At 50.6% G+C, this 21,501-nt stretch carries 22 protein-coding genes; 4 read left to right on the forward strand and 18 right to left on the reverse strand.

What is annotated here, in order from left to right:
• The first annotated feature begins 18 nt into the window (after positions 1 to 18).
• Positions 19 to 690 carry a transcriptional repressor LexA gene (gene lexA, locus AC9UFE_RS03165; RefSeq protein WP_509545543.1) on the forward strand — a complete coding sequence of 224 codons (672 nt, stop codon included), beginning with the start codon at positions 19 to 21 and terminating at the stop codon, positions 688 to 690.
• Here lexA and hflX read toward each other — a convergent pair.
• The gene (hflX, locus tag AC9UFE_RS03170) at positions 676 to 2,142 is read right to left on the reverse strand and encodes a GTPase HflX (protein ID WP_509545545.1); all 1,467 of its coding nucleotides are present in this window, start codon (positions 2,140 to 2,142) and stop codon (positions 676 to 678) included. The two genes, lexA and hflX, sit on opposite strands and share 15 nt — an antisense overlap.
• A gap of 41 nt (positions 2,143 to 2,183) precedes the next feature.
• Between hflX and AC9UFE_RS03175 the strand changes: the two genes are divergently transcribed.
• On the forward strand, positions 2,184 to 2,795 hold the full coding sequence (locus tag AC9UFE_RS03175; RefSeq protein ID WP_509545547.1) for a class I SAM-dependent methyltransferase: 612 nt from the start codon (positions 2,184 to 2,186) through the stop codon (positions 2,793 to 2,795).
• Here AC9UFE_RS03175 and dapF read toward each other — a convergent pair.
• From dapF to thyX, 13 genes are all read right to left on the reverse strand, one after another.
• Positions 2,792 to 3,673, reverse strand: a complete 882-nt coding sequence (gene dapF / locus AC9UFE_RS03180) for a diaminopimelate epimerase (RefSeq protein ID WP_509545549.1) — start codon at positions 3,671 to 3,673, stop codon at positions 2,792 to 2,794. The two genes, AC9UFE_RS03175 and dapF, sit on opposite strands and share 4 nt — an antisense overlap.
• A 9-nt stretch (positions 3,674 to 3,682) precedes the next feature.
• Complete coding sequence (miaA, locus tag AC9UFE_RS03185) at positions 3,683 to 4,627, reverse strand: tRNA (adenosine(37)-N6)-dimethylallyltransferase MiaA (RefSeq protein ID WP_509545551.1); 945 nt, start codon at positions 4,625 to 4,627, stop codon at positions 3,683 to 3,685.
• Positions 4,627 to 6,096, reverse strand: a complete 1,470-nt coding sequence (miaB, locus tag AC9UFE_RS03190) for a tRNA (N6-isopentenyl adenosine(37)-C2)-methylthiotransferase MiaB (protein WP_509545553.1) — start codon at positions 6,094 to 6,096, stop codon at positions 4,627 to 4,629. The genes miaA and miaB overlap by 1 nt, the downstream gene beginning before the upstream one ends.
• 5 nt (positions 6,097 to 6,101) lie before the next feature.
• The gene (locus tag AC9UFE_RS03195; protein ID WP_509545555.1) at positions 6,102 to 6,590 is read right to left on the reverse strand and encodes a regulatory protein RecX; all 489 of its coding nucleotides are present in this window, start codon (positions 6,588 to 6,590) and stop codon (positions 6,102 to 6,104) included.
• A 2-nt stretch (positions 6,591 to 6,592) separates the two neighbouring features.
• The gene (gene recA / locus AC9UFE_RS03200) at positions 6,593 to 7,663 is read right to left on the reverse strand and encodes a recombinase RecA (protein ID WP_509545557.1); all 1,071 of its coding nucleotides are present in this window, start codon (positions 7,661 to 7,663) and stop codon (positions 6,593 to 6,595) included.
• A gap of 148 nt (positions 7,664 to 7,811) precedes the next feature.
• On the reverse strand, positions 7,812 to 8,045 hold the full coding sequence (locus AC9UFE_RS03205) for a DUF3046 domain-containing protein (RefSeq protein ID WP_509545559.1): 234 nt from the start codon (positions 8,043 to 8,045) through the stop codon (positions 7,812 to 7,814).
• Between the two features lie 4 nt (positions 8,046 to 8,049).
• Positions 8,050 to 8,415: a helix-turn-helix domain-containing protein gene (locus tag AC9UFE_RS03210; protein ID WP_509545561.1), complete on the reverse strand. Its 366-nt coding sequence runs from the start codon at positions 8,413 to 8,415 to the stop codon at positions 8,050 to 8,052.
• Positions 8,416 to 8,476: 61 nt separating this feature from the next.
• Entirely contained in the window at positions 8,477 to 8,968 is a 492-nt protein-coding gene (locus tag AC9UFE_RS03215; protein ID WP_509545563.1) for a CinA family protein, read from the reverse strand.
• On the reverse strand, positions 8,965 to 9,498 hold the full coding sequence (pgsA, locus tag AC9UFE_RS03220) for a CDP-diacylglycerol--glycerol-3-phosphate 3-phosphatidyltransferase (protein WP_509545565.1): 534 nt from the start codon (positions 9,496 to 9,498) through the stop codon (positions 8,965 to 8,967). Before pgsA ends, AC9UFE_RS03215 begins: the two co-directional genes overlap by 4 nt.
• Positions 9,495 to 11,978, reverse strand: a complete 2,484-nt coding sequence (locus AC9UFE_RS03225) for an FtsK/SpoIIIE family DNA translocase (RefSeq protein ID WP_509545567.1) — start codon at positions 11,976 to 11,978, stop codon at positions 9,495 to 9,497. The genes pgsA and AC9UFE_RS03225 overlap by 4 nt, the downstream gene beginning before the upstream one ends.
• Positions 11,979 to 12,027: 49 nt before the next feature.
• Positions 12,028 to 13,659 (reverse strand): ribonuclease J, encoded by a 1,632-nt coding sequence (locus AC9UFE_RS03230; protein WP_509545627.1) that lies wholly within the window; start codon positions 13,657 to 13,659, stop codon positions 12,028 to 12,030.
• Between the two features lie 63 nt (positions 13,660 to 13,722).
• The gene (gene dapA / locus AC9UFE_RS03235; RefSeq protein ID WP_509545569.1) at positions 13,723 to 14,703 is read right to left on the reverse strand and encodes a 4-hydroxy-tetrahydrodipicolinate synthase; all 981 of its coding nucleotides are present in this window, start codon (positions 14,701 to 14,703) and stop codon (positions 13,723 to 13,725) included.
• 25 nt (positions 14,704 to 14,728) lie between these two features.
• On the reverse strand, positions 14,729 to 15,460 hold the full coding sequence (gene thyX, locus AC9UFE_RS03240; RefSeq protein ID WP_509545571.1) for an FAD-dependent thymidylate synthase: 732 nt from the start codon (positions 15,458 to 15,460) through the stop codon (positions 14,729 to 14,731).
• A 99-nt stretch (positions 15,461 to 15,559) separates the two neighbouring features.
• Here thyX and AC9UFE_RS03245 point away from each other — a divergent pair, with 99 nt between their 5' ends.
• The gene (locus AC9UFE_RS03245) at positions 15,560 to 16,042 is read left to right on the forward strand and encodes a TlpA family protein disulfide reductase (protein WP_509545573.1); all 483 of its coding nucleotides are present in this window, start codon (positions 15,560 to 15,562) and stop codon (positions 16,040 to 16,042) included.
• The gene (locus AC9UFE_RS03250; RefSeq protein ID WP_509545575.1) at positions 16,039 to 16,518 is read left to right on the forward strand and encodes a DUF4395 domain-containing protein; all 480 of its coding nucleotides are present in this window, start codon (positions 16,039 to 16,041) and stop codon (positions 16,516 to 16,518) included. The genes AC9UFE_RS03245 and AC9UFE_RS03250 overlap by 4 nt, the downstream gene beginning before the upstream one ends.
• On the opposite strand, the gene AC9UFE_RS03255 is transcribed toward AC9UFE_RS03250, so the two are convergent.
• Genes AC9UFE_RS03255 through AC9UFE_RS03270 form a run of 4 tightly spaced genes read right to left on the reverse strand, consistent with a single transcriptional unit; the run spans position 16,511 to position 21,250 of the window.
• Entirely contained in the window at positions 16,511 to 16,954 is a 444-nt protein-coding gene (locus tag AC9UFE_RS03255) for a tetratricopeptide repeat protein (protein WP_509545577.1), read from the reverse strand. The genes AC9UFE_RS03250 and AC9UFE_RS03255 overlap by 8 nt on opposite strands.
• Position 16,955: 1 nt before the next feature.
• A complete protein-coding gene (gene dapB, locus AC9UFE_RS03260; protein WP_509545579.1) occupies positions 16,956 to 17,675 on the reverse strand; it encodes a 4-hydroxy-tetrahydrodipicolinate reductase in 720 nt (239 codons plus the stop codon).
• A 20-nt stretch (positions 17,676 to 17,695) separates the two neighbouring features.
• On the reverse strand, positions 17,696 to 19,033 hold the full coding sequence (locus AC9UFE_RS03265) for a M16 family metallopeptidase (protein WP_509545581.1): 1,338 nt from the start codon (positions 19,031 to 19,033) through the stop codon (positions 17,696 to 17,698).
• Between the two features lie 12 nt (positions 19,034 to 19,045).
• Complete coding sequence (locus AC9UFE_RS03270; RefSeq protein ID WP_509545583.1) at positions 19,046 to 21,250, reverse strand: polyribonucleotide nucleotidyltransferase; 2,205 nt, start codon at positions 21,248 to 21,250, stop codon at positions 19,046 to 19,048.
• Positions 21,251 to 21,501 lie beyond the last annotated feature (251 nt).

Genomic DNA, 21,501 nt, shown 5'->3' on the forward strand with positions numbered 1-21,501 from the left:
ACCTCCGAAAGGGGCATAATGGACGCCAGCAAGCCTAGCCGCCGCGCCACAACTCTTAGCGCCATGCAGGAACGCATCCTTCAGGCCATCCAAAGATCCAAGACCGAGCGGGGCTATGTCCCGAGCATGCGGGAAATTGGCGATGAAGTCGGATTGTCCTCCCCTTCATCGGTTACCCACCAGCTGAACCAACTAGAACTCGCCGGATACATTAGCCGCGACCCAAAGCGACCAAGGACTATCGATGTACTGATCGAGGTTCCGGGCTACGAAGGCGATGCTGGTTCAGAGCCTGACAACGTCACTCCAATTGGCGATGCCGCAATGGTTCCGATGGTTGGAAGAATTGCCGCTGGTGGCCCAATCACCGCCGAACAAAACATCGAAGAGATCTTCCCGCTTCCACGTCAACTAGTTGGAAAAGGCGACCTCTTTTTACTCAAGGTCGTTGGTGAATCCATGATTGATGCAGCTATCTGCGATGGAGACTGGGTGGTAGTTCGTCAGCAGCAAACTGCTGAGAACGGTGACATAGTCGCAGCCTTGCTAGAGGATGAGGCTACTGTGAAGACCTTCAAGCAGCGCGACGGTCACACCTGGTTGCTACCAAGAAATTCAAGCTTTGAGCCAATCCTTGGTGACCGTGCGGTCATTCTTGGAAAAGTAGTTGCCGTTCTAAGAAGCATCTAGCAAAAAAACATTTAGCTCACTGGCTAGTTGTGGCTTCACGCGAGCCTCAACAAGAGTTCCTGCATCTTGGTGATCTACACTAACAATTCGTGCTTCTGAATGAATTCTAGAAACCAAATCACCTCTTGAATAGGGAATAAGAGCCCTAACCAATATCTCTGGCCGCGGCAACAGTTCCTCAATTTTCTCCAACAGCTGAGCAATGCCTTCACCGGATGCTGCAGACACGAGAATCGCGCCGGGCTCCATTCCGCGAAGAGCTACCTGCTGATCTAAATCCACTAGGTCACACTTGTTGAAAACCAGCAGCTCTTTCACGTTGTCGGCATCGACTTCGGCCAAGACGTTGCGCACAGTCTGAATCTGTCCAGCAGGATCAGGATGAGAGGCGTCTACGACGTGCACTACTAGGTCGCTGTGTGCGATCTCTTCGATAGTTGAGCGAAATGCCTCAACTAGTTGATGCGGCAGGTCCTTTACGAAACCCACAGTATCGGCGAGCGTGTACTCACGGCCGTCAGAAGTTTGGGTCTTTCGAACGGTTGGGTCCAAGGTTGCAAACAAGGCATTCTCAACCAAGACACCCGCCCTGGTTATTCGGTTCAGCAGTGAGGACTTACCGGCATTGGTGTATCCAGCGATAGCCACAGAGGGAATCTCGTTTTTTGACCTGGAAGAGCGCTTAGTCTCCCGGGCCGGGGCCATTTCTTTGATTTGCTTTCTAAGCTTTGCCATGCGCGTGTTGATTCTTCGACGATCTAGCTCAATCTTGGTCTCACCGGGACCACGAGAACCGATACCAACTCCACCACCAACTTGACCACCTGCTTGTCTCGACATCGACTCACCCCAACCGCGAAGCCGAGGAAGCAGGTATTCAAGTTGAGCTAGCTCAACTTGTGCTTTACCTTCTCGAGACTTTGCGTGCTGAGCAAAAATGTCCAAAATGATTGCTGTTCGATCAACGACCTTGACTTTGACAATGTCTTCTAGGGTTCGTCTTTGGCTGGGTGCCAGTTCGGTATCGGCAATAACCGTGTCTGCTTCACAGGCCGCAACAATTGCCTTGAGCTCTTGTGCTTTACCTTTACCGAGATAACTTGCTGGGTCCGGAAATGCCCTTCTTTGAAGAAGCCCGTCTAGAACTTGAGCACCGGCAGTTTCAGCTAAAGCCGCCAGTTCCCGAAGTGAATTTTCGGCTTCTAAAACAGTTCCCCTCCCCCACACTCCAATCAAGACAACTTTCTCAAGGCGTAGCTGGCGATACTCAACATCGCTGATGTCTTGAAGCTCCGTGGATAAACCGCTAACTCGTCGAAGGGCTGAACGCTCCTCAAGATCTAGCTGGTCGCCGTCAAAACCTGCGGTGTCGAAGGTGGCGGGGGTGGGTTTCTTGTCACGACCGAGAATGCGGTCAATCATCGACAATGACTTCTCCGATTCTGATTCCATTCAACTAACACTAGTAATCAGAATTGGGATAAATTGAAGCCATGTCCTCGGATCACTACTTTTCCCAGGAACCTAAAAGCAATTACCAGCCCAAGGAAATTGAGCTCGATGTTGCTGGTGAGGTTTTCAAAGTAAGCACAGCCTCAGGAACCTTTTCTCCGCTTCGCCTTGATGTTGGAACCTCAGTGCTTATCGATCACCTTGAACTGGCTCCAAAAGATGGCGACATTCTGGATCTGGGTTGTGGCTGGGGGCCAATCGCCCTAAACCTTGCAAGGAACAGCCCCAAGGCCAAAGTGTGGGCAGTAGATGTGAACAGCCGCTCTCTCGAGCTAACAGCCGAAAACGCCAAGACCGTAGGTCTTGGCAACATCCAAACCGCCACACCAGATGCGGTTCCAAAAGACATCAAGTTCGCAGGTATTTGGTCGAACCCACCAATTCGAATCGGAAAGAAGGAGCTGCACGAGTTGCTTATGACTTGGCTTCCTCGCTTGGAAAAAGGAGCTTCTGCCTATCTAGTAGTTCAAAAGAACCTGGGCTCGGATTCGCTGCAGAAGTGGCTGACCGAGACTCTAGTTGATGGCTATGAGGTATCGAGACTTACCTCAGTCAAGACTTACAGAATCCTGAAGGTTTTACGAAAGAGCTAGAGGCTAGCGAGATCTAGCTCGCCATCAAAGGTAAGTTCGGCAGGACCACTTATTGATACGTGCTCACCGTCTTCGGTAGCAAACATTCGTACCGCTACCACTCCACCCAAAGCCCGCACCTGCCATTGGTTGGGAGCGGATGCTCCTGCCCAATACCTGGTTGCCAAAGCTGCTGCTGCAATTCCCGTGCCGCAGGACAAGGTTTCACCAACACCGCGCTCGTGCACTCTAAACGAAAAGTATCCAACGCCATCTTTGATCATCGGATCATTTGGAACTACAAACTCGACGTTTGCACCAGTTACAGGGGCTGGCTCAACAACTGGCGCTTCATAGAGCTTGAGTTGCTTTAGCTCTGCATCGCTGGAAAGTGCAACAACAACATGTGGGTTACCAATCTCAATGCCCTGACCAGGCCTTGCAACTTCAATGCCATTAGCTTCTACCGCAAACTCACTCGTGAGCTTCCATCTGCCAAGATCAACTGCAAACCCATTTGACCCTTGAGTTAGGTCCTTCACGCCCGCGCGGGTACCAACAGCAAGCGTTGAGCCGCCTTCGATCTTGGCTAGTCCCCGGTCTAGTAAGTACTTAGCAAAAACCCGAATGCCATTGCCACACATCTCCGCAGCACTGCCGTCGGCGTTGTAATAATCCATGAACCACAAAGCCGCTGGTTCAGCCTCAAGAATCTCTTTACCTTCTGGAAGCTTTGAAGACTCGATGACTCTGATGAATCCGTCGGCACCGATTCCAAAGCGCCGATCGCAGATCTTGGCTATCTGCTTAGAGGTTAGGGAAAGCTCCCCTTCAGAATCCAAAACCAGCACAAAATCGTTACCGGTGCCGTGGCCCTTAGTGAAAGCAATACTTGTCATGCTTCCAGCCTACGGGCGAGAGCCAAAGAGTCCGTGCTTACGAACTAGGGCAATGGCTAAGTTGGTTACCTCTGGGTCTAGAGCATCCAACCAGTTGATTCTGGTGTCGCGCTTGAACCAAGACATTTGCCGTCTGGCATATTTTTGCGTCAACTTGGTGGTTGATTCAATTGCCTGATCTTGGCTTAGCTCGCCATCTAACTGCGCTAGAGCTTGCGCATAACCAATGGCGTAACCTGCTGTTACGGATTCACGAAGTCCCTTGGAAATCAAGACTTCAGTTTCGTTAACCATTCCCGTGTCCCACATCCCACGCACTCGCTCAGCTAACCTGGCGACCAGTAGCTCGCGATCCATCCGCAAGCCAATTTCAAGTACCTCTTGCCAAGATTCAATTTCATCTGGCAAGGCGGCTGCAAAGGGCTCACCGGTAAGTGTCACAATCTCGAGTGCCCTAACGATACGGCGACCATTTTCCGGGTCAATGCGACTGGCAGCACTTGCGTCCAGCTCCGCTAACTTTTGATGCATGGCGGCCGGTCCAACGTCCAATAGCTCTTGTTCGAGTTGAGCACGAAGGTCCTTATCTCGAACTGGGAACTCAAAGCTATTCAGCACCGCTGCAACATATAGCATCGAGCCGCCAACCAGAATCGGGATCGCACCCCTTGATTGAATCTCAAGGATCTTGGCTCGAGCAATCTTTTGGTACTCAGCGGCTGTTGATTCCTGCGTCACATCCAGCACATCTATCAAGTGATGTTCAATTCCACGTCGCTCAGCAAGGGGTAGCTTGGCGGTTCCAATATCCATACCTTTATAGAGTTGCATCGCATCGGCATTTACAATCTCGGAAGCCGAGCCTTCTTCGCGAAGGGCTTCAGCAATGCGAATAGCTAGTTCACTTTTACCAGTGCCGGTTGAACCAACAATGGCAATAAGTTGAGCCGGCATTACTTTCTTTTCAAAGTGGGAAGGCCAATGCTGATGCCTTTTGAGCTGGCAGGGTCAACAGCGCAAGATGCAGCCTCAAGTGCGTCGTAGGCATCGCCTGCACGAGTGGGAACCATGCTGTATCCAGCTATTGGCTGATCGGCCAACAAGAAGTATGGCTTGGCGTCAGTTACCTGAACCGTTACTAGATCCCCAGGTCTTGGTTGAGCCTCTCCTCCTGGAACCTCAAAGTGAACGAGCCTGCTATCTCTTGCCCGACCGCTGAGCCGGTTGTTTTGCGAGTCTTTCCGCCCCTCGTGGTTGCCAACTAAGACCTCAACTGTTTTGCCGATCTGTTTCTTGTTTTCTTGCCAGGCGATGGCATTAACGTGCTCGATCAGTCGCTCGTATCTTTCTTGAGCCACCTCTTTAGAGATCTGATCAGGCATCTCAGCCGCTGGTGTTCCTGGGCGCTTGGAGTATTGATAGGTGTAAGCCATAGTGAAACGAGACTCCGCAGCAATTTCCATAGTGTCTTGAAAGTCCTGCTCAGTTTCGCCCGGGAAGCCAACAATGATGTCGGTTGTGATGGAGGCCTCTGGCATGGCAGCTCTGACTCGGTCCAGAATGCCTAAGTACTTGTCCGTTCGATAGCTACGCTTCATGGCCTTCAATATTGAATTCGAACCAGACTGCAGCGGCATGTGAAGGTGTGGCATGACGTTGTGGGTTTCTGCCATCGCTTCAATTACGTCGTCAGTAAAAGCCGCAGGGTGCGGAGAAATGAATCGAACCCGCTCAAGGCCCTCAATTTCCCCACAAGCCCGAAGCAACTTAGCAAAGGCACCGCGATCCCCAAACTCAACACCGTAGGTGTTTACGTTTTGCCCCAGCAGCATGATCTCGATAACCCCGTCATCGACCATGGCCTTGATCTCGCTAAGGATTTCGCCAGGCCGACGATCCTTTTCCTTACCACGAAGCGCTGGAACAATACAAAATGTGCAGCTGTTATTACAGCCCACCGAAATCGAAACCATGCCCGAGTAAGTTGAATCACGCTTGGTGGGTAGGTCAGAAGGAAAAGTCTCCAGCGCCTCAATGATTTCAACCTGGGCTTCTCTGTTGTGCCTTGCTCGCTCCAGAAGAACGGGTAAGGAGCCCATGTTGTGAGTGCCGAATACTACGTCAACCCAAGGGGCTTTCTTGATGATTAAATCGCGATCTTTTTGGGCTAGGCAGCCGCCAACGGCGATTTGGAAGTTTGGGTCCTCTTCCTTTTTGGCAAGTAAGGTCCCGAGATTTCCGTAGAGCTTGTTGTCCGCGTTCTCTCTAACAGCGCAGGTGTTGAAGATAACAACATCGGATTCGCCAGTTTCACCAGGCAGGTATCCAGCGTCTTCGAGCAGACCAGAGATTCGCTCCGAGTCGTGAGCGTTCATTTGACAGCCGTAGGTTCGAACCTCGTAGCTGCGGGTTTGGGTAAGCATCAGGCTTAAGATTTTACCGCGTGGGACTCCGCTTCCCTAATGGCAGCAAAAACAATGCTTGAGCCAAAACCGCGCCTTTGCAAGAATCCAACTAATCTACGGTTTCTTACATCAGAATCCAGGTGACCAAGCTGCCCATAGCGCTTGATGGCAAGCTCAGTGGCAACAGCTAGCTCGTCCTCGTCGGTAATCTCAGAGGCCACCTGGTTGATCAGCTCTCGGTCGAGCCCCTTGCTTTCAAGCTTGCGCTTGACCATAGACCTTGCCAGGCCCTTGGTTCTGCGGCTGGCATCGGCTAAATCCTGGGCATAGAGCTGATCGTTGATTAGCTCTACTTCGGTGAAGCGTTCAATTAGCGGCTTGGCTATTTCGATCGGAATCTCATTAGCTGCCAAAACCTCTAGAAGTTGCGTTGAGGACTTGGGGCCCTTTTCAAGAAGGCGCAGAACTATGTTCCTGGCCCGCTCTTCTAAGTTATCCACCGAGGAGAGCATGATTAGCCTGCGGACGCAGCCTTCTTAGGGGCCTCCGGGGCTTCTTCTTCTACCGGTAGGTCAGCAACGGCGCGAGGAACACCAACGCCAAGCTTGGCCTTGATCTTCTTCTCGATTTCGTTTGCTACCTCTGCGTTTTCGATCAGGTAGTTTCTGGAGTTTTCCTTACCCTGACCCAGCTGCTCGCCTTCGTAGGTGTACCAAGCGCCAGATTTCTTGACTACCTCATGCTCAACACCGAAGTCCAGCAAGCTTCCCTCACGAGAGATACCGGTTCCGTAAATAATGTCGAACTCGGCTTGCTTGAATGGTGCAGCCATCTTGTTCTTGACAACCTTCACGCGGGTACGGTTTCCAACGGCTTCAGTACCATCTTTTAGAGTTTCGATTCTGCGAATGTCTAGTCGAACCGATGCGTAGAACTTCAAGGCCTTACCACCGGAGGTGGTCTCTGGGCTTCCAAAGAACACACCGATCTTTTCGCGTAGCTGGTTGATAAAGATCATGGTGGTGTTGGTGTTGCTAAGTGCTCCGGTTAGCTTGCGAAGAGCCTGAGACATTAGCCTGGCCTGCAAACCAACGTGGGTGTCACCCATCTCGCCTTCGATTTCTGCGCGTGGCACCAAAGCGGCAACCGAGTCAATAACGATGACGTCGACAGATCCGGAACGAACTAGCATGTCTGCGATCTCAAGAGCCTGCTCACCGGTGTCTGGCTGGCTTACTAGCAGTGCGTCAGTGTCGACCCCGAGCGCCTTGGCATATTCCGGGTCCAAGGCGTGCTCGGCGTCAATGAACGCAGCAATTCCTCCAGCGCGCTGAGCGTTGGCAATAGCGTGTAGGGCAACTGTTGTCTTACCTGAAGACTCTGGCCCGTAAACTTCAACAATTCTTCCTCTTGGCAAACCACCGGTGCCAAGGGCTGCATCCAATGCGATTGAGCCGGTTGGGATGACCTCAACAGGTGCCCGCTCGTCAGAACCGAGTCTCATTACGGAACCCTTACCAAACTGACGTTCGATCTGGGCTAGAGCAGTGTCGAGAGCTTTCTCGCGATCTGATGCTGATGGCATTTGGGTCCTCTTTCGATTTGATGTGGTTCTGAGAATACTTTTTGCTTCCGACATCTCTTGAGTCAAAACACCAATTTGTGTATAACTTTGACCCTCAAACTGCCTTGTAAAGACCCTAGCAGGATTCGAACAAAATTTCGAGTATTTTTTACTCGGCGTGTTGTTTTTTAGATTTTTTGTCCAGGCCCGCCCAGCGCTCTTTTGGCACCTGCTGAACCCGGCAAATGGCTAGCCAGATCTGCTTCGGATCTTCCCCAGAGGCCAGTAGCGAGGCGGCAGTGCGGTCCCCCAGCTCCATTAGGGCTAGGTCTCGGATAAGGACAGCTGATTGGGCTTTGCCGAACTCATCGGCCATTAGCTCTTGAAACTGGCTAAGACGCAAGGGGCTAGATGCGACCGCCGAGCAGATCCTTTTCGAGCTGCTCGTTGAAGTCCTGGACGAAGCCAATTGGGACTATCAAATCAGACACTTCCTTGCCGGCAAGGCTGGTTGCCATGAATTCCTCTGGCAATACGCCTTCAACAAGGGCAATACGGTCAGAAACTTCACGCAAAACAACAGATAGCGGAACCTCTAGGGCTTCGGCAACCGATGCCAAAATCTCGGAAGAAGCCTCTTTTTGGCCTCGTTCTAGCTCGCTTAAGTACCCCAGTGCAACGCTGGCGCGAGATGCGACCTGACGCAGGGTTTGGCCCTTCTGCAGCCTAAAGTCCCGCAGTACATCTCCAATTTCAGTTCTTACTAGTGCCACGCGACCCTCCTTTTGCTTCTCTGGCTAAATCTACCTGTTGGCTCTGACATGGATAACTAGATTATCCCGTAATTTCATCCCACAAGTGTCCCACTCCCAGCAAAACCGCAGAATTCTGGATTTGGGCCCTGTCCCCAGATAGTTGGTGGGCAAAAACCTTGGTCTCCGCGGCCTGAGACACGCAAATGTAGAGCTCCCCCACTGGCTTTTCACCCTGCGGGCTTGGTCCAGCAACACCGGTTGTGGATATTGCAACAATCTGATCCGCATCAATGCCTGTTTTGCTCGCGATCTTCGATCGCAATCCTTCAGCCATTTGGGCTGCAACTTCTGGATCAACCGGTCCTTGGTTTTCCAGCAGCTGATTCGAAACACCAAGCAGTTCATGCTTGAGTCTCGTATCGTAAGCGATTATCCCAGTTAGCAAAACATCCGATGCGCCAGCAACTGCAGCAAACTGTGCGGTTAGTAAACCACCGGTTAGAGACTCGGCAATTACGAGAAACTTTTTATGGCTTCGAAGGTTATCAAGGATCTTTTCTGGCGTGGTCATTTTTTTCTAACGGCCACAAAAAATGAAATGCCAGACACTATGGTTGCTGCAACCGCAAGATAAATTGTGAACTGCTCAAACAAGCTCCATATCGGAAACCAAACTTCAATTGGCGCCAACACAACGCCAATTGCAACACCTTGCAATATGGTCTTAAGCTTGCCAGCCAGGCTTGCTGGAAGCACAACTTTTTTGGCCACCAAAGCGCGATAAGTAGTCACTGCAACTTCGCGCAGAAGAATAACCGCGGTCACCCACCATTCAATTTCACCAAGAATTGAAAGAGCAACCAGAGCTCCACCGATAAGAACCTTGTCGGCAACTGGATCTAAAAACTTTCCAAGATCGGTGACCTTATCGGTTCTGCGGGCAATCATGCCATCGATACCGTCTGTCGAGATGGCTAACACAAACAAGAAAAGAGCGAGAAGTCTCTGCCAAGAAGCCGGTTCAGGAAAAGTCAAAAGCAAGAAGACAAAAATCGGAGCCATCAGGATGCGAAGCATCGTGATGCTATTTGGCAGGTTCAAGGCCTACCCGTTAGCTGCCAAGCGTCTTCGTCGCCTTCGTCGCCATCGTTAGAAACCGTCAAAGTCTGTGGCTTGTCGCCTCGCAGCTGAGCCAGGACGGTGGCTAGCTCCTCGGGCTTGACCAAAACGTCCCTGGCTTTAGATCCTTCGGAAGGGCCAACGATGTTTCTAGATTCCAACAGGTCCATAAGTCTTCCAGCTTTTGCAAAGCCAACCCGAAGCTTTCGCTGCAGCATGGAAGTAGAACCAAATTGTGAGTTCACAATTAATTCTGTCGCCTGTAACAAAACATCTAGGTCGTCACCGATGTCAGAATCAACAACCCTCGCAGTTGCGGTTACCGCCACATCTGCTCGATACTCAGGTTCCATCTGAGCCTTCACGTGAGCAACAACTTGGTGTAGCTCGGCTTCGCCAACCCATGCTCCCTGCACTCGAATTGGCTTGTTAGTTCCCATTGGGGAAAACAGTGCATCTCCTTGACCAACAAGTTTCTCGGCACCGGTTTGATCCAAGATAACCCTCGAGTCAGTGATTGAAGACACCGAGAAAGCAAGGCGCGAAGGCACGTTTGCCTTAATCAAACCGGTTACAACATCAACCGATGGTCGCTGGGTTGCTAAAACTAGATGAATTCCGGAGGCGCGTGCTAGCTGAGTGATTCGAACAATCGAATCTTCGACATCTCGCGGTGCGACGATCATAAGATCCGCAAGCTCGTCAACCACTACCAACAGATACGGGTAGGGCTGCAGTTTTCTTGTTGAGCCTTCTGGAACACTCAGCTCGCCTGCTACTACCGCTCTGTTGAAGTCATCGATGTGCTTGAAGCCAAAAGATGCCAGATCGTCGTAGCGCATGTCCATCTCTTTTACTACCCACTGCAAAGCCTCGGCAGCTTTCTTGGGGTTAGTAATGATCGGAGTAATAAGGTGCGGAACACCCTGATAGGCAGCAAGCTCCACTCGCTTCGGATCAATCAAAACTAGCCTTACCTCGGCAGGCTTTGCTCGCATCAAGATCGAAGTAATCATGGCGTTTACGAAACTGGACTTACCGGCTCCGGTGGCTCCAGCTACCAAAAGGTGTGGCATCTTGGCAAGGTTTGCCACCACATAGCCACCCTCAACATCTTTTCCGATACCGATAGTTAGCGGATGGGCTGACAACTTGGCATTTTGCGAGCGTAAGACATCGCCCAAAGAAACTGTCTCTCGATCGGTGTTTGGAATCTCAATACCAATCGCGCTCTTACCGGGAATCGGTGCCAGAATCCGAACCTCGTTGGAAGCAACAGCATAAGAAATATTGCTCGCCAGTCTTGTTACTGCCTCCACCTTCACGCCAGCTGCCAGCTCCACCTCGTAGCGAGTAACTGTTGGGCCCCTGGAAAAACCAGTCACGGTGGCATCGATATCGAATTCCTGGAATACCGAACTGATGGATGCAACGACCTCGTCTGTAACCTCAGATTTAAGTTTTGGAATAGTCCCTGGACCAAGAAGAGATGGGTCTGGAAGCTTGTATGCGCGTTGGGTCTTTCCAACTGGTGCTACCGGCTCAGAATCCTGTTCTGGATTGTCAAATAAAGCTTCGGGGTCTAAAGGTTCGTCATCGAGCGCATAATCTTCGATATCTTCAGGCTCAGATTCTTCAAGCATGTCCTGAACTAGATCGGTGTCTTCCACGAGGGCAGAGTCGTAGGCGTTGTCGTCTTTTTTGGATCTTCTCCACCAGGGCGCTTTAGTTCCATCAAAAGCGTCGTGAACTTCTAATTCGCCATCGTCCTGGCTCTTTTTCTCTAGTGCTGAGCCAAATAGGTACTCGTAAAGTTCACCAAGACGCTCACCTATCTTGTTAGGGGCAGTTCGGGTCATAATCAAAATCGAACCCAAACCAAACAGCACCAAAACTGGAACTGCACCCCAGATCGAAATAGTCGACAAGAAAGGTATTGCAATTAGCCACCCGAGCAGTCCGCCGGCCTGGCTAAGCACAACTACCCCATCGGTTGGTTGGGGCTGAGCGCTAAATAGGTGGAAAAAACCGGATGTCACCATAAGTAGCAAAAACAATCCAATTCCAATGCGGGAATTATCACGAGTGGTTGATGGGTGCCTGGCCAAATAGACAGCAAAAACGATCATTATCACCGGCAGCACAAACGCCACTGGACCAAACAGCATTCCAAAGGTCCAAGAGTGTAATAGCTGGGCCCAAGACTCCTGGATCAAAAACCAGCTAAAGACAATCCCTAGAACACCCAGTACCGCCATGAAAAATGGCGGTCCGTCTCGACGATCTTCCTTAGCTATCTTCTCGTGTGAAAAAGCTCTGGCTGTGGCCCCAAACCCGTGGGCCAAGGCAAGATAAAACCTCGCAAAACCAGAAACTTCAGGCTTTGCCGACTTAGCCGAGCCAAGAACTTGGGTTTTGGCCGTGGCGCGCTTAGACGCAGGAGTCGATTTTCGAGTTGCCATGACTTTTAAACTACTAGCGGCCTAGCCAAAACCCGCGTAACCTAGGCGGCTAGCCGTGGATAACTACCGGGATGATCATCGGGCGTCTGCGATGAGCTTTGGAAACCCAGCCTCCGACGCTTCGACGAATCACCTGCTGCAACTGATGGGTATCTTTGATTCCCTCTCTTGCAGCCAGTAGCAGAGCCTTTTCAATCTGAGGCTTCACATCATCAAAGACATGATCCTCTTCAGCAAATGCCCGAGCTCTAATCTCTGGACCTGCGGTAATCAAACCGGTTCTTGGGTCGATCACCACAAACACCGAGATAAATCCTTCCTCGGCAAGAATTCGACGATCTTTTAGATCGTCCTCGGTGATGGTTCCCACGGTCTTACCATCAACAAACAGCAATCCACATTCAACTTCGCCCACTACTTTGGCTACCCCGTTGGCTAGATCAATCACGAAGCCATCCTCGGCCAAGATAATGTTCTCTGGCTTTACTCCGGTTTGCTCAGCAAGCTTGGCATTGGCCATTAGGTGTCGATACTCACCGTGAACTGGCATGACGTTCTTGGGTTTCAAGATGTTGTAAACGTAGAGTAACTCGCCAGCGGCAGCGTGACCGGAAACGTGAACCTTGGCATTGCCTTTGTGAATAACATTGGCGCCGAGTTTGGTGAGCCCGTCAATAATTCGGTAAACCGCGTTCTCGTTTCCAGGAATCAAGGAGCTTGCCAATATCACAGTGTCACCTTCGGCGATTTCTATATCGTGCTCCAGATTCACCATGCGAGAAAGTACCGCCATTGGTTCACCTTGGCTACCGGTGGACATGAAAACAACCTGACTTGGGTCAAGACTTAGTGCATCTTTCAATTCAATAACTGCGCCGTCTGGAACATTAAGGTATCCAAGCTCGCTGGCGATGTGCATGTTGCGAACCATTGATCTTCCAACTAGCGCAACTTTGCGGTCGTTATGAACTGCCGCATCGATCACCTGCTGAACTCGGTGAACGTGGGACGAGAAGGATGCAACAATTACCCTTTTCTTAGCCCGACCAATGACATCTTCTAGAACCGGGCCGATGTCTTTTTCCAAAGGAGTGAAGCCAGGAACATCAGCGTTGGTTGAATCACACAAAAACAGATCAAGACCAGCTTCACCGATTCTAGAAAAAGCCCTCAAATCGGTGAGTCTGCCATCAAGTGGAATCTGATCCATCTTGAAATCTCCGGTGTGCAAGATAGTTCCAGCCTGGGATCTAATGACAACCGCAAGTGCGTCAGGAATTGAATGATTTACGGCAACGAATTCGAGTTCGAAATCCCCCATCTTCTCTACGTCTCCTTCGGAGACGGTGTGGGTGAAAAGACTCATTTTGTGCTCTTTGGCCTTGGCTTCAATAAAGGCCAGAGTTAGCGCAGAGCCGATGATTGGAATGTCGCCTTTTAGGCGAAGTAGATATGGGACTCCCCCGATGTGATCTTCGTGGCCGTGGGTCAAAACCAGTCCGATGATGTCATTTAGCCGATCGCGTAGGTATCCAAAGTCAGGCAGAATGACGTCCACTCCTGGCTGATTCTCTTCCGGAAACAAAACACCGCAGTCAACAATGAGTATCTTGCCGTTGATTTCGAATACGGTCATGTTGCGACCAATTTCGCCAATTCCACCGAGTGGAATGATTCTCATTACATCTTTTTGAAGCTTTGCCGGTAACGGCAGGGTCTGAACCACAGGTTCTACTTTCTTGCTTTATCTAGTTGTGCCTGCCACCTTGGGCAATGCACCGCCAGCGGCAGCGTTTCTATCTGGTCTAAAGTTCTCAAAGGAAAGTCCTGGCACGGTGCCAACTTTCTCTATTCCATCTTCGATGCGAGCAGCCTCGTCGTCTTCTGGTCCAACTAATGGCAATCTAACACGGGCTGATGAAATCATGCCTAGGCCGTCCAGGACATACTTAGCTGCAACTGTGCCAGGAACATGCGTCATGATGGCTCGCTGCAATGGTTCGAGTGAGTTGTGGACAGATAGCGCATGGTTGAAATCATTACGGTTGGTGGCATCCACCAATTCGCGATAGGCGGCAGGCGCTAGGTTTGCAGTCACGCCAATCAAACCGGTGGCGCCAATCGACAGATGGGGCAGCACGTTGGAGTCATCACCGGAGAAATACATCAAATCTGTTTCGTTCATCAATCTCGAAGCTTGAGCTAAATCGCCCACTGCGTCTTTGACGGCAATGATGTTTGGATGCTTAGCTGCCCTATGGAATGTTTGCTGAGAAATAGCAACACCGGTTCTACCTGGAATGTCATACAAGATAACAGGCAAATCAGTTGAGTCTGCGATCAGGCGGAAGTGAGTCAAAATACCAGCCTGGGTTGGCTTGTTGTAATAGGGAGTCACAATCATTACGCCATCGGCGCCAGCTTTTTCGCTGGCTTTGTAAAGCTGCATGGCGTGAGCGGTTTCGTTCGAGCCACCACCGGTAATAATCTTTGCTCTTCCGGAGGCTACCGATTTTCCAACCTCAACGAGCTTTATTTTCTCTGGGTCAGTAAGTGTGCTGGTTTCACCGGTTGTTCCAGTTACTACGATTCCATCGGCACCGTTTGAGATCACATAGTCCATGTGCTTTTCAGTGGAAGCCCAGTCGACTTCACCCTCGGGGGTCATAGGCGTCACAAGGGCCACGAGCACTTGCCCGAAGATACCTTGGTTTGTTTTAGCCATGGATAAACCATAGCCCAGAGCTAAGTTACGGTGCTACTCGACCGTTTTGGTTAAAGGTTTCGTAGGTGTAAGGCATTAGCTTGGCCCAGAAATCTTCCATCTTCTCAGCGCACATTTCGATTTCACGCTGTGGGAAAGATGGGAAGTGAGTACCCTCACGCTTGGTACGAAGGCTCAAAAAGTTCATCAGAGCACGAGAGTTCATGGTCACGTACATGCTCGAGTAAATGTTTAGCGGCAGCACGATGCGAGCCACCTCTCTTGCTACTCCTGCTTCCAGCATGCGTTGATAGGACTCGTATGCGCTAATCGAAGCGGTTCTGGACTCTTGCTCCACTAGAGCAATCTGCTCTGCAGATCCTGGCAAGAACTCGTAGTGACCGGTTTTACCTGTTTGAACCAAGTTACGATCTGGTCCTGGAATGTAAAACACTGGAGAAAGCTCTTTGTAGCGACCCGATTCCTCGTTATAGCTAGCGATTCGGTGACGCATGAATTCTCTAAAAACAAAAATTGGCGCTTGAACATAAAAAGTCATGGAGTTGTGCTCAAACGGAGAACCGTGACGATCACGCATTAGATAGTTGATCAGTCCACGGTCTCGAGAGTCAGCCTCAGCGTCTTTATTGGCTGTTGCCGCCTCCAAGGACTGCTCACCCTGAGTTGAAACCCTGGCGGCAAACAGCACATCTTGGTCACTGGCGTTGGATCGGACCAATTCGACCGTGACATCGGATCTAAAAACTACTTCGGACATCTGACCAGCTTATCTAGAACCCAGCCAGGGGTTGGCAAGCCTCCACGTGAGCCCCAAAAAAAATATTCAAAATCGGGCATAATCCAACAGGAAAGCAAGTTGAGAACTACCGGAGTAAAAACCAACTGGATTGAGGAAGCCTTGGATTTTCGAATCACCATCATTGCCGCACTGGTGTTGGTCGCTCTCTCAGCCGGATTCTGGTGGCGAGCTAGAACGGGCCGAGCCAAGCTGGTTCGCTCTGGGGAGCTAGTGGACCTTGGAAAACTGAAGGCAACGCGCTCTGGCAAGCCAGTAACCAGCTTTGGTAAAAAGGCAACCCTGTTGCAGTTTTCCACCGAGGTCTGTTCAATCTGCGTCCAGACCGCAAAGTACTTCAAAGAGCTGGAGTCAAAAAACCCAGATCTAACTCATATAGAAGTTGATCTCACAGACCGCATGGATCTGGCAGCTCACTTCAATGTCATGCAAACTCCTACCACTTTGATTCTGGATCGAACCGGCAAGGTTCAAGCCCGAATCGGTGGAGCACCAAAACTAAACGTCATCCAACAAGAGCTAGAGAAACTGGAGATCAAATGAGCACAACAAATAAGCCGGCCGCGCCTAAGGGTATCGACCCAAGGGGCCCAAGATTCGGTGCCGCAATAACTGCCGTACTTATGGTCCTAGTGATTTACCTGAGTCTTGCCCCAGACACCGTCGACCTTGCTTTGGGAATCATGGTTTTCTCAGTCAGCATGTTTGTTTTTGGTACCGCCCTGGGACCGGCCAAGCACCCGTACTCTTACATCTATAAATATCTAGTAAGACCAGCGCTCAAGCCACCGACAGCGCTTGAGAACGCAACACCGGTGCACTTCGCGCAGTTCGTTGGGCTAATTGTCACCGGAACCGGTTTGGTATTGCAACTATTGGGTGTTAGCTACGCCTTGCCGGTTGCAGCTGCAGCTGCTTTCACAGCAGCGTTTCTAAATGCAGTATTTGCATACTGCCTCGGATGCCAGATGTACCTAGGGCTCAAGCGACTAGGCGTTATTCCTTCAAGAGCTAGCTAGTTCGTCCGAGGGCGATTGCGGTTCGCATCGCCTTTCGGGCTCTAGCCCTATCCCCCGCGGCGTCATAGGCCAGGCCTAGCGCGAACCAGGTTCTCCAGTTAGATTCATCGGTCTCAACCGCTTCGCGATACTTGCCAAAAGTTGCTTCAGCTGATTCTTTGGTGGGACGTCCACTTGGGCGAAGTTCAAACTCAAAGCGAGGCCAGGCATTTTCTTGCTTTAGAACCTCGCCCAGTTTTTCAATCCTCAAACCAAATCTAAGCTCTAGAAAAATACCCCAAGCTGCAACAACCGGAAGAAAGAGCATCAAGGATCCAATAGCTACCGCAACTGGCTCGCTCGAGCTAACAAGTGCCAAAGAGCGCTCTCCGACAAGGGTGAGATAAACGCCCAGCAAGAAGGTCATGACAATTGCCCCAAATTTTGCAGAGGTCAAGCTAGTTCTCTTCCATTAGTGACAGCATGCCAACGCTGAGCCCAGAAAGCTTCATGGCCTTATGTATTGAAAGCAAGATGCCCTTGGCATAGACCTCGTGAGAGGTGACCTCGTGACGAACATGGAGAAATTCATCGGGAGCAGTAAGCGTTACTTCCTGCTCAGCATGCTTATCAGGAAGCCTCACACTTTTGATTGGAATTCCGTTGAACAAAGGGTCCTTCACCGCTCCGGTTTGCTCAGAAGCAGGAACCCCTTTTCTCGCCTCTGAAATTGCAAGAGAGGTATAAAGGGCAGTTCCGGAAGGGGCGTCAACTTTTGTGATGTTGTGAGTCTCGATTATTTCAATTCCGTCGAAATACTTGGAGGCATCGGCTGCAAACTTGGTGGCAAGAACCGAACCAATAGAGAAATTCGGAACAATCGCAATCACAGCTGATGTGCCGGCCATTTTGTTTCTTACGCGATCAATCTTTTCTTTGCTCCAGCCGCTGGTTCCAACCAACAACCTCAGGTTGTTATCAATTGCGAAATCAACCACTCGCTCTGAAACTTCGGGGTTCGTAAAGTCAATAACTAGGTCTGCACCAACTGACTCATTCAATGAGTTACCGGAACCAAGAGCGCTATGGAGAGTAAGTGTGTGGTCTTTTTCGATCAAGCCAAGTGTGAGTTGGCCCATTCGACCCGAGGCGCCTATCAGGCTTACGCTTGTGCTCACAGCTTCAAACTTACCTTGAGCTAACTTACAAATTGATCAAACATGGCTTGATCAACATCGCCTACTGCCACCAAGGACCTTGGACGAGAAACCAAATCTGCCGCCAACGCCTGAACGTCTTCTAGGCTGACTTGCTCAAATCGAGCAAGTGATTCATCTAGGTCCATAAACTCCCCAGAGACAATTTCCGCGGTAGCTAGGCGGGACATTCTTGCCTGGTTAGTTTCAAACTTGAGGGCCAAGCTGCCCGAGATGTTTCCCTGAGCCAACTCAAGTTCTGCATTGGTTATTCCTTTGGTTGCGACCTTCTCGAGCTCTTCTAGCATCAAAGAAGTTACTTCAATAGCTTTAGCTGCTGAGCAACCCGCGTACAAACCAAAGGTTGCAGCATCCGAGTAGCTCTGGTTGAAAGAGTAAACCGAGTAAGCAAGGCCACGCTTTTCTCGGATCTCTTGAAATAGCCTCGAGCTCATTCCGCCACCTAAAACAGTGTTCAGTATTCCCATAGCGTGACGCCTAGGGTCATCTACTGACAAACCTTCGGAGCCAACCAGGATATTAACTTGCGAGATTGGTCGGTTGATTACCTTCACTTTCATGCCTCGTGAAATCTTTGCTGGGTGAAGCAATCGTCTTGCAACCGGCTCGGCAGCAATCGATAGATCCCAGCCCGCGGCAATTAGTCCTTGCTCAACTAGCTTGACAAGTTCTTGGTGGTCAACACTTCCGGCTGCCGCTACTACTAGGTCCTGAGGGCGATAGTTTTGCTGGTAGTGCTCCCAGACGGCGTCGCGAGTGACTGCTGAAATTGTCTCTTGTGTTCCGCCTATTGGTCTACCGAGCGGGTGATCTCCCAAAACCGCGTTAGAAAACTCCTCGTGCACCACATCGTGTGGATCGTCATCGTTCATGGCGAGCTCTTCCAGAATTACTGGGCGCTCGTTTTCAAATTCTGTTGGATCAATAAGGCTTGAGGTGAGCATGTCGGCAATTACGTCAACCGCTATAGGCAGCGCCTTGTCCTGAACTCTGGCGTAATAGGAAGTGTGCTCTTTGCCGGTGGAAGCATTCGATGAGCCCCCAACTGAGTCAAAAGCCACAGCAATATCTAGCGCGGTTCTTTTCTTGGTCCCCTTGAACAACAGGTGCTCAAGAAAATGCGTACTGCCAAAGTGGTTATTTGTTTCGTCCCTGGAACCGACAGCTACCGAAAAGGAAACCGATACGCTCTGGGCACCCGGGACTTGCTCCGTTAAGACGCGAACACCGCTTGGGAGGACACTTCTGCGAACAGAGGTGCCACCCGAAGCGGTGAACGATAAATCAGATTGTCCTAGTGGGAACAATACTTCAGTCATGTATCCCTGGAGTTACTTGTCTTCGGTCTCGACTGGAGAAAGCGATAGCTTTCCACGGTCATCAATCTTGGAGATTTCAACCTGGATGCGCTGGCCTACCTCGAGAACGTCTTCGACGTTCTCAACACGCTTGCCACCAGCCATCTTCTTGAGCTCTGAGATGTGTAGTAGTCCATCACGGCCTGGAACCAAAGAAATAAAGGCTCCGAAGGTTGCCAGCTTCACAACAGTTCCTAGGAATCGCTCTCCGATTTCTGGAACGTGTGGGTTAGCAATCGCGTTGATGGCAGCCTTAGCAGCTTCTGCAGAAGGTCCGTCAACGGCACCGATGTAAACAGTTCCGTCGTCTTCAATAGAAATGTCAGCTCCGGTGTCATCCTGGATCTGGTTGATCATCTTGCCCTTCGGGCCGATAACTTCACCAATCTTGTCCAGAGGAATCTTCACCGCAATAACTCGTGGCGCAGTTGGCGCCATTTCGTCTGGGGTGCTGATTGCCTGGTTCATGACATCTAGAATCTTCAGTCTGGCTTCTTTGGCCTGCAGTAGCGCTCCGTCTAGAACTGTTGCTGGAATTCCATCCAACTTGGTATCTAGCTGAATCGCAGTGATGAACTCACTGGTACCTGCAACCTTGAAGTCCATATCTCCCAATGCATCTTCTGCACCAAGGATGTCTGTCAAAGCCGCGTAGCGGGTCTTGCCATCGATCTGATCGGAGATAAGACCCATCGCGATACCTGCAACCGCTGCGCGAAGTGGAACACCCGCGTTAAGCATTGCAAGAGTAGATGCACACACAGAACCCATCGAGGTCGATCCGTTAGAACCAAGTGCCTCAGATACCTGACGAATTGCGTATGGGAATTCGTCTCTAGCTGGTAGCACTGGAACTAGGGCACGCTCTGCGAGCGCACCGTGACCAATCTCACGTCGCTTCGGGCTTCCAACTCTTCCGGTTTCACCGGTTGAGTAAGGAGGGAAGTTGTAGTTGTGCATGTAGCGCTTGGTCTTCACAGGTGACAGTGAGTCAATCTGCTGCTCCATCTTCAACATGTTCAAGGTGGTAACTCCAAGAATCTGAGTCTCTCCACGCTGGAAGATTGCAGATCCGTGAACCCTAGGAATTACGGCAACTTCTGCATCTAGCTTTCTGATGTCGCGAAGTCCTCGTCCGTCAATACGGATTCCTTCTTCCAAAACGCGCGTTCTCATAACCTTCTTGGTTACAGACTTGTAAGCGGCGCTAAACATAGCCATGTCTTCTTCAGAAACTGAAGCGGCAAGCTTTTCTTTCACAGACGCCTTGTAAGCGTCGTCTTGATCCTGACGAGACTGCTTGTCAGCAACCTGGTAGATCTTAGCTAGCTCTGCTTCGGTTTCTTTCTCAACCAGGGCATAGAACGCATCGGTGTAAGGCAAGAACACTGGGTACTCTGCACTCTCACGAGAAGCTACCTTGGCAAGTTCTTGCTGAGCCTTGATTAGCTGCATGATGAATGGCTTAGAAGCAAGGAGACCTTCGGAGACAACTTCCTCGCTTGGAGCAGTTGCACCTTCAGATTTGATCAGGTTCCAAGCGTTTTCTGACGCTTCAGCTTCAACCATCATGATTGCTATATCTTCTTTACCGTCTTCAATAATCTGACGACCAGCGACCACCATGTTGAATACAGCACGGTCTAGCTGAGAGTGTTTCGGGAAGGCAACCCACTGGCCATCGATAAGTGCTACTCGCACTCCACCGATAGGACCAGAAAATGGCAATCCAGCAATCTGGGTCGACATAGAAGCTGCGTTGATAGCGATTACGTCGTAAAGCTCGTCTGGCTCGATGGACATTACTGTCACAACGACCTGAATTTCGTTTCTTAGACCATCAACAAACGATGGGCGAAGTGGACGGTCGATTAGTCGACATGCCAAAATAGCCTCGGTTGATGGGCGTCCCTCGCGACGGAAAAATGAGCCAGGGATTCGTCCCGCGGCATACATTCTTTCCTCAACGTCGATGGTTAGTGGGAAGAAGTCGAACTGATCCTTTGGCTGCTTGCTTGCGCTAGTTGCCGAAAAGAGCATTGTTTCGCCGTCTAGGTAGACAGCTGCTGAACCTTGCGCCTGTTGCGCCAGTCTTCCAGCCTCAAAGCGAATGGTTCGCTTTCCGTACTTGCCGTTGTCAATTACTGCTTCGGCTGATTTAATTTCTGGACCTTCCATGGTCCCTCCTCTTTGTTCTTGTAATGCGCACTAATTTCACCCAACTGTTGGGTAAATGCGCATAGCGAGAATGAGGCGAGAGATTTTTTGCTTTTCAAGACTTGAAAAGCGTGCCTGATCGTCAGTAGAAAAACTTGGGATTTCCCAAGATCCACCACCGAGGACCAGCAAACCTATCCTCATCGCTCCCTATGAGCCTAACAGGGCAGGGCAAAATTGCCTAGGAATCTAGGTCAATAACAGTGTTTTGC

This window comes from Rhodoluna sp. (assembly GCF_044239955.1).
Classification (GTDB): domain Bacteria; phylum Actinomycetota; class Actinomycetes; order Actinomycetales; family Microbacteriaceae; genus Rhodoluna.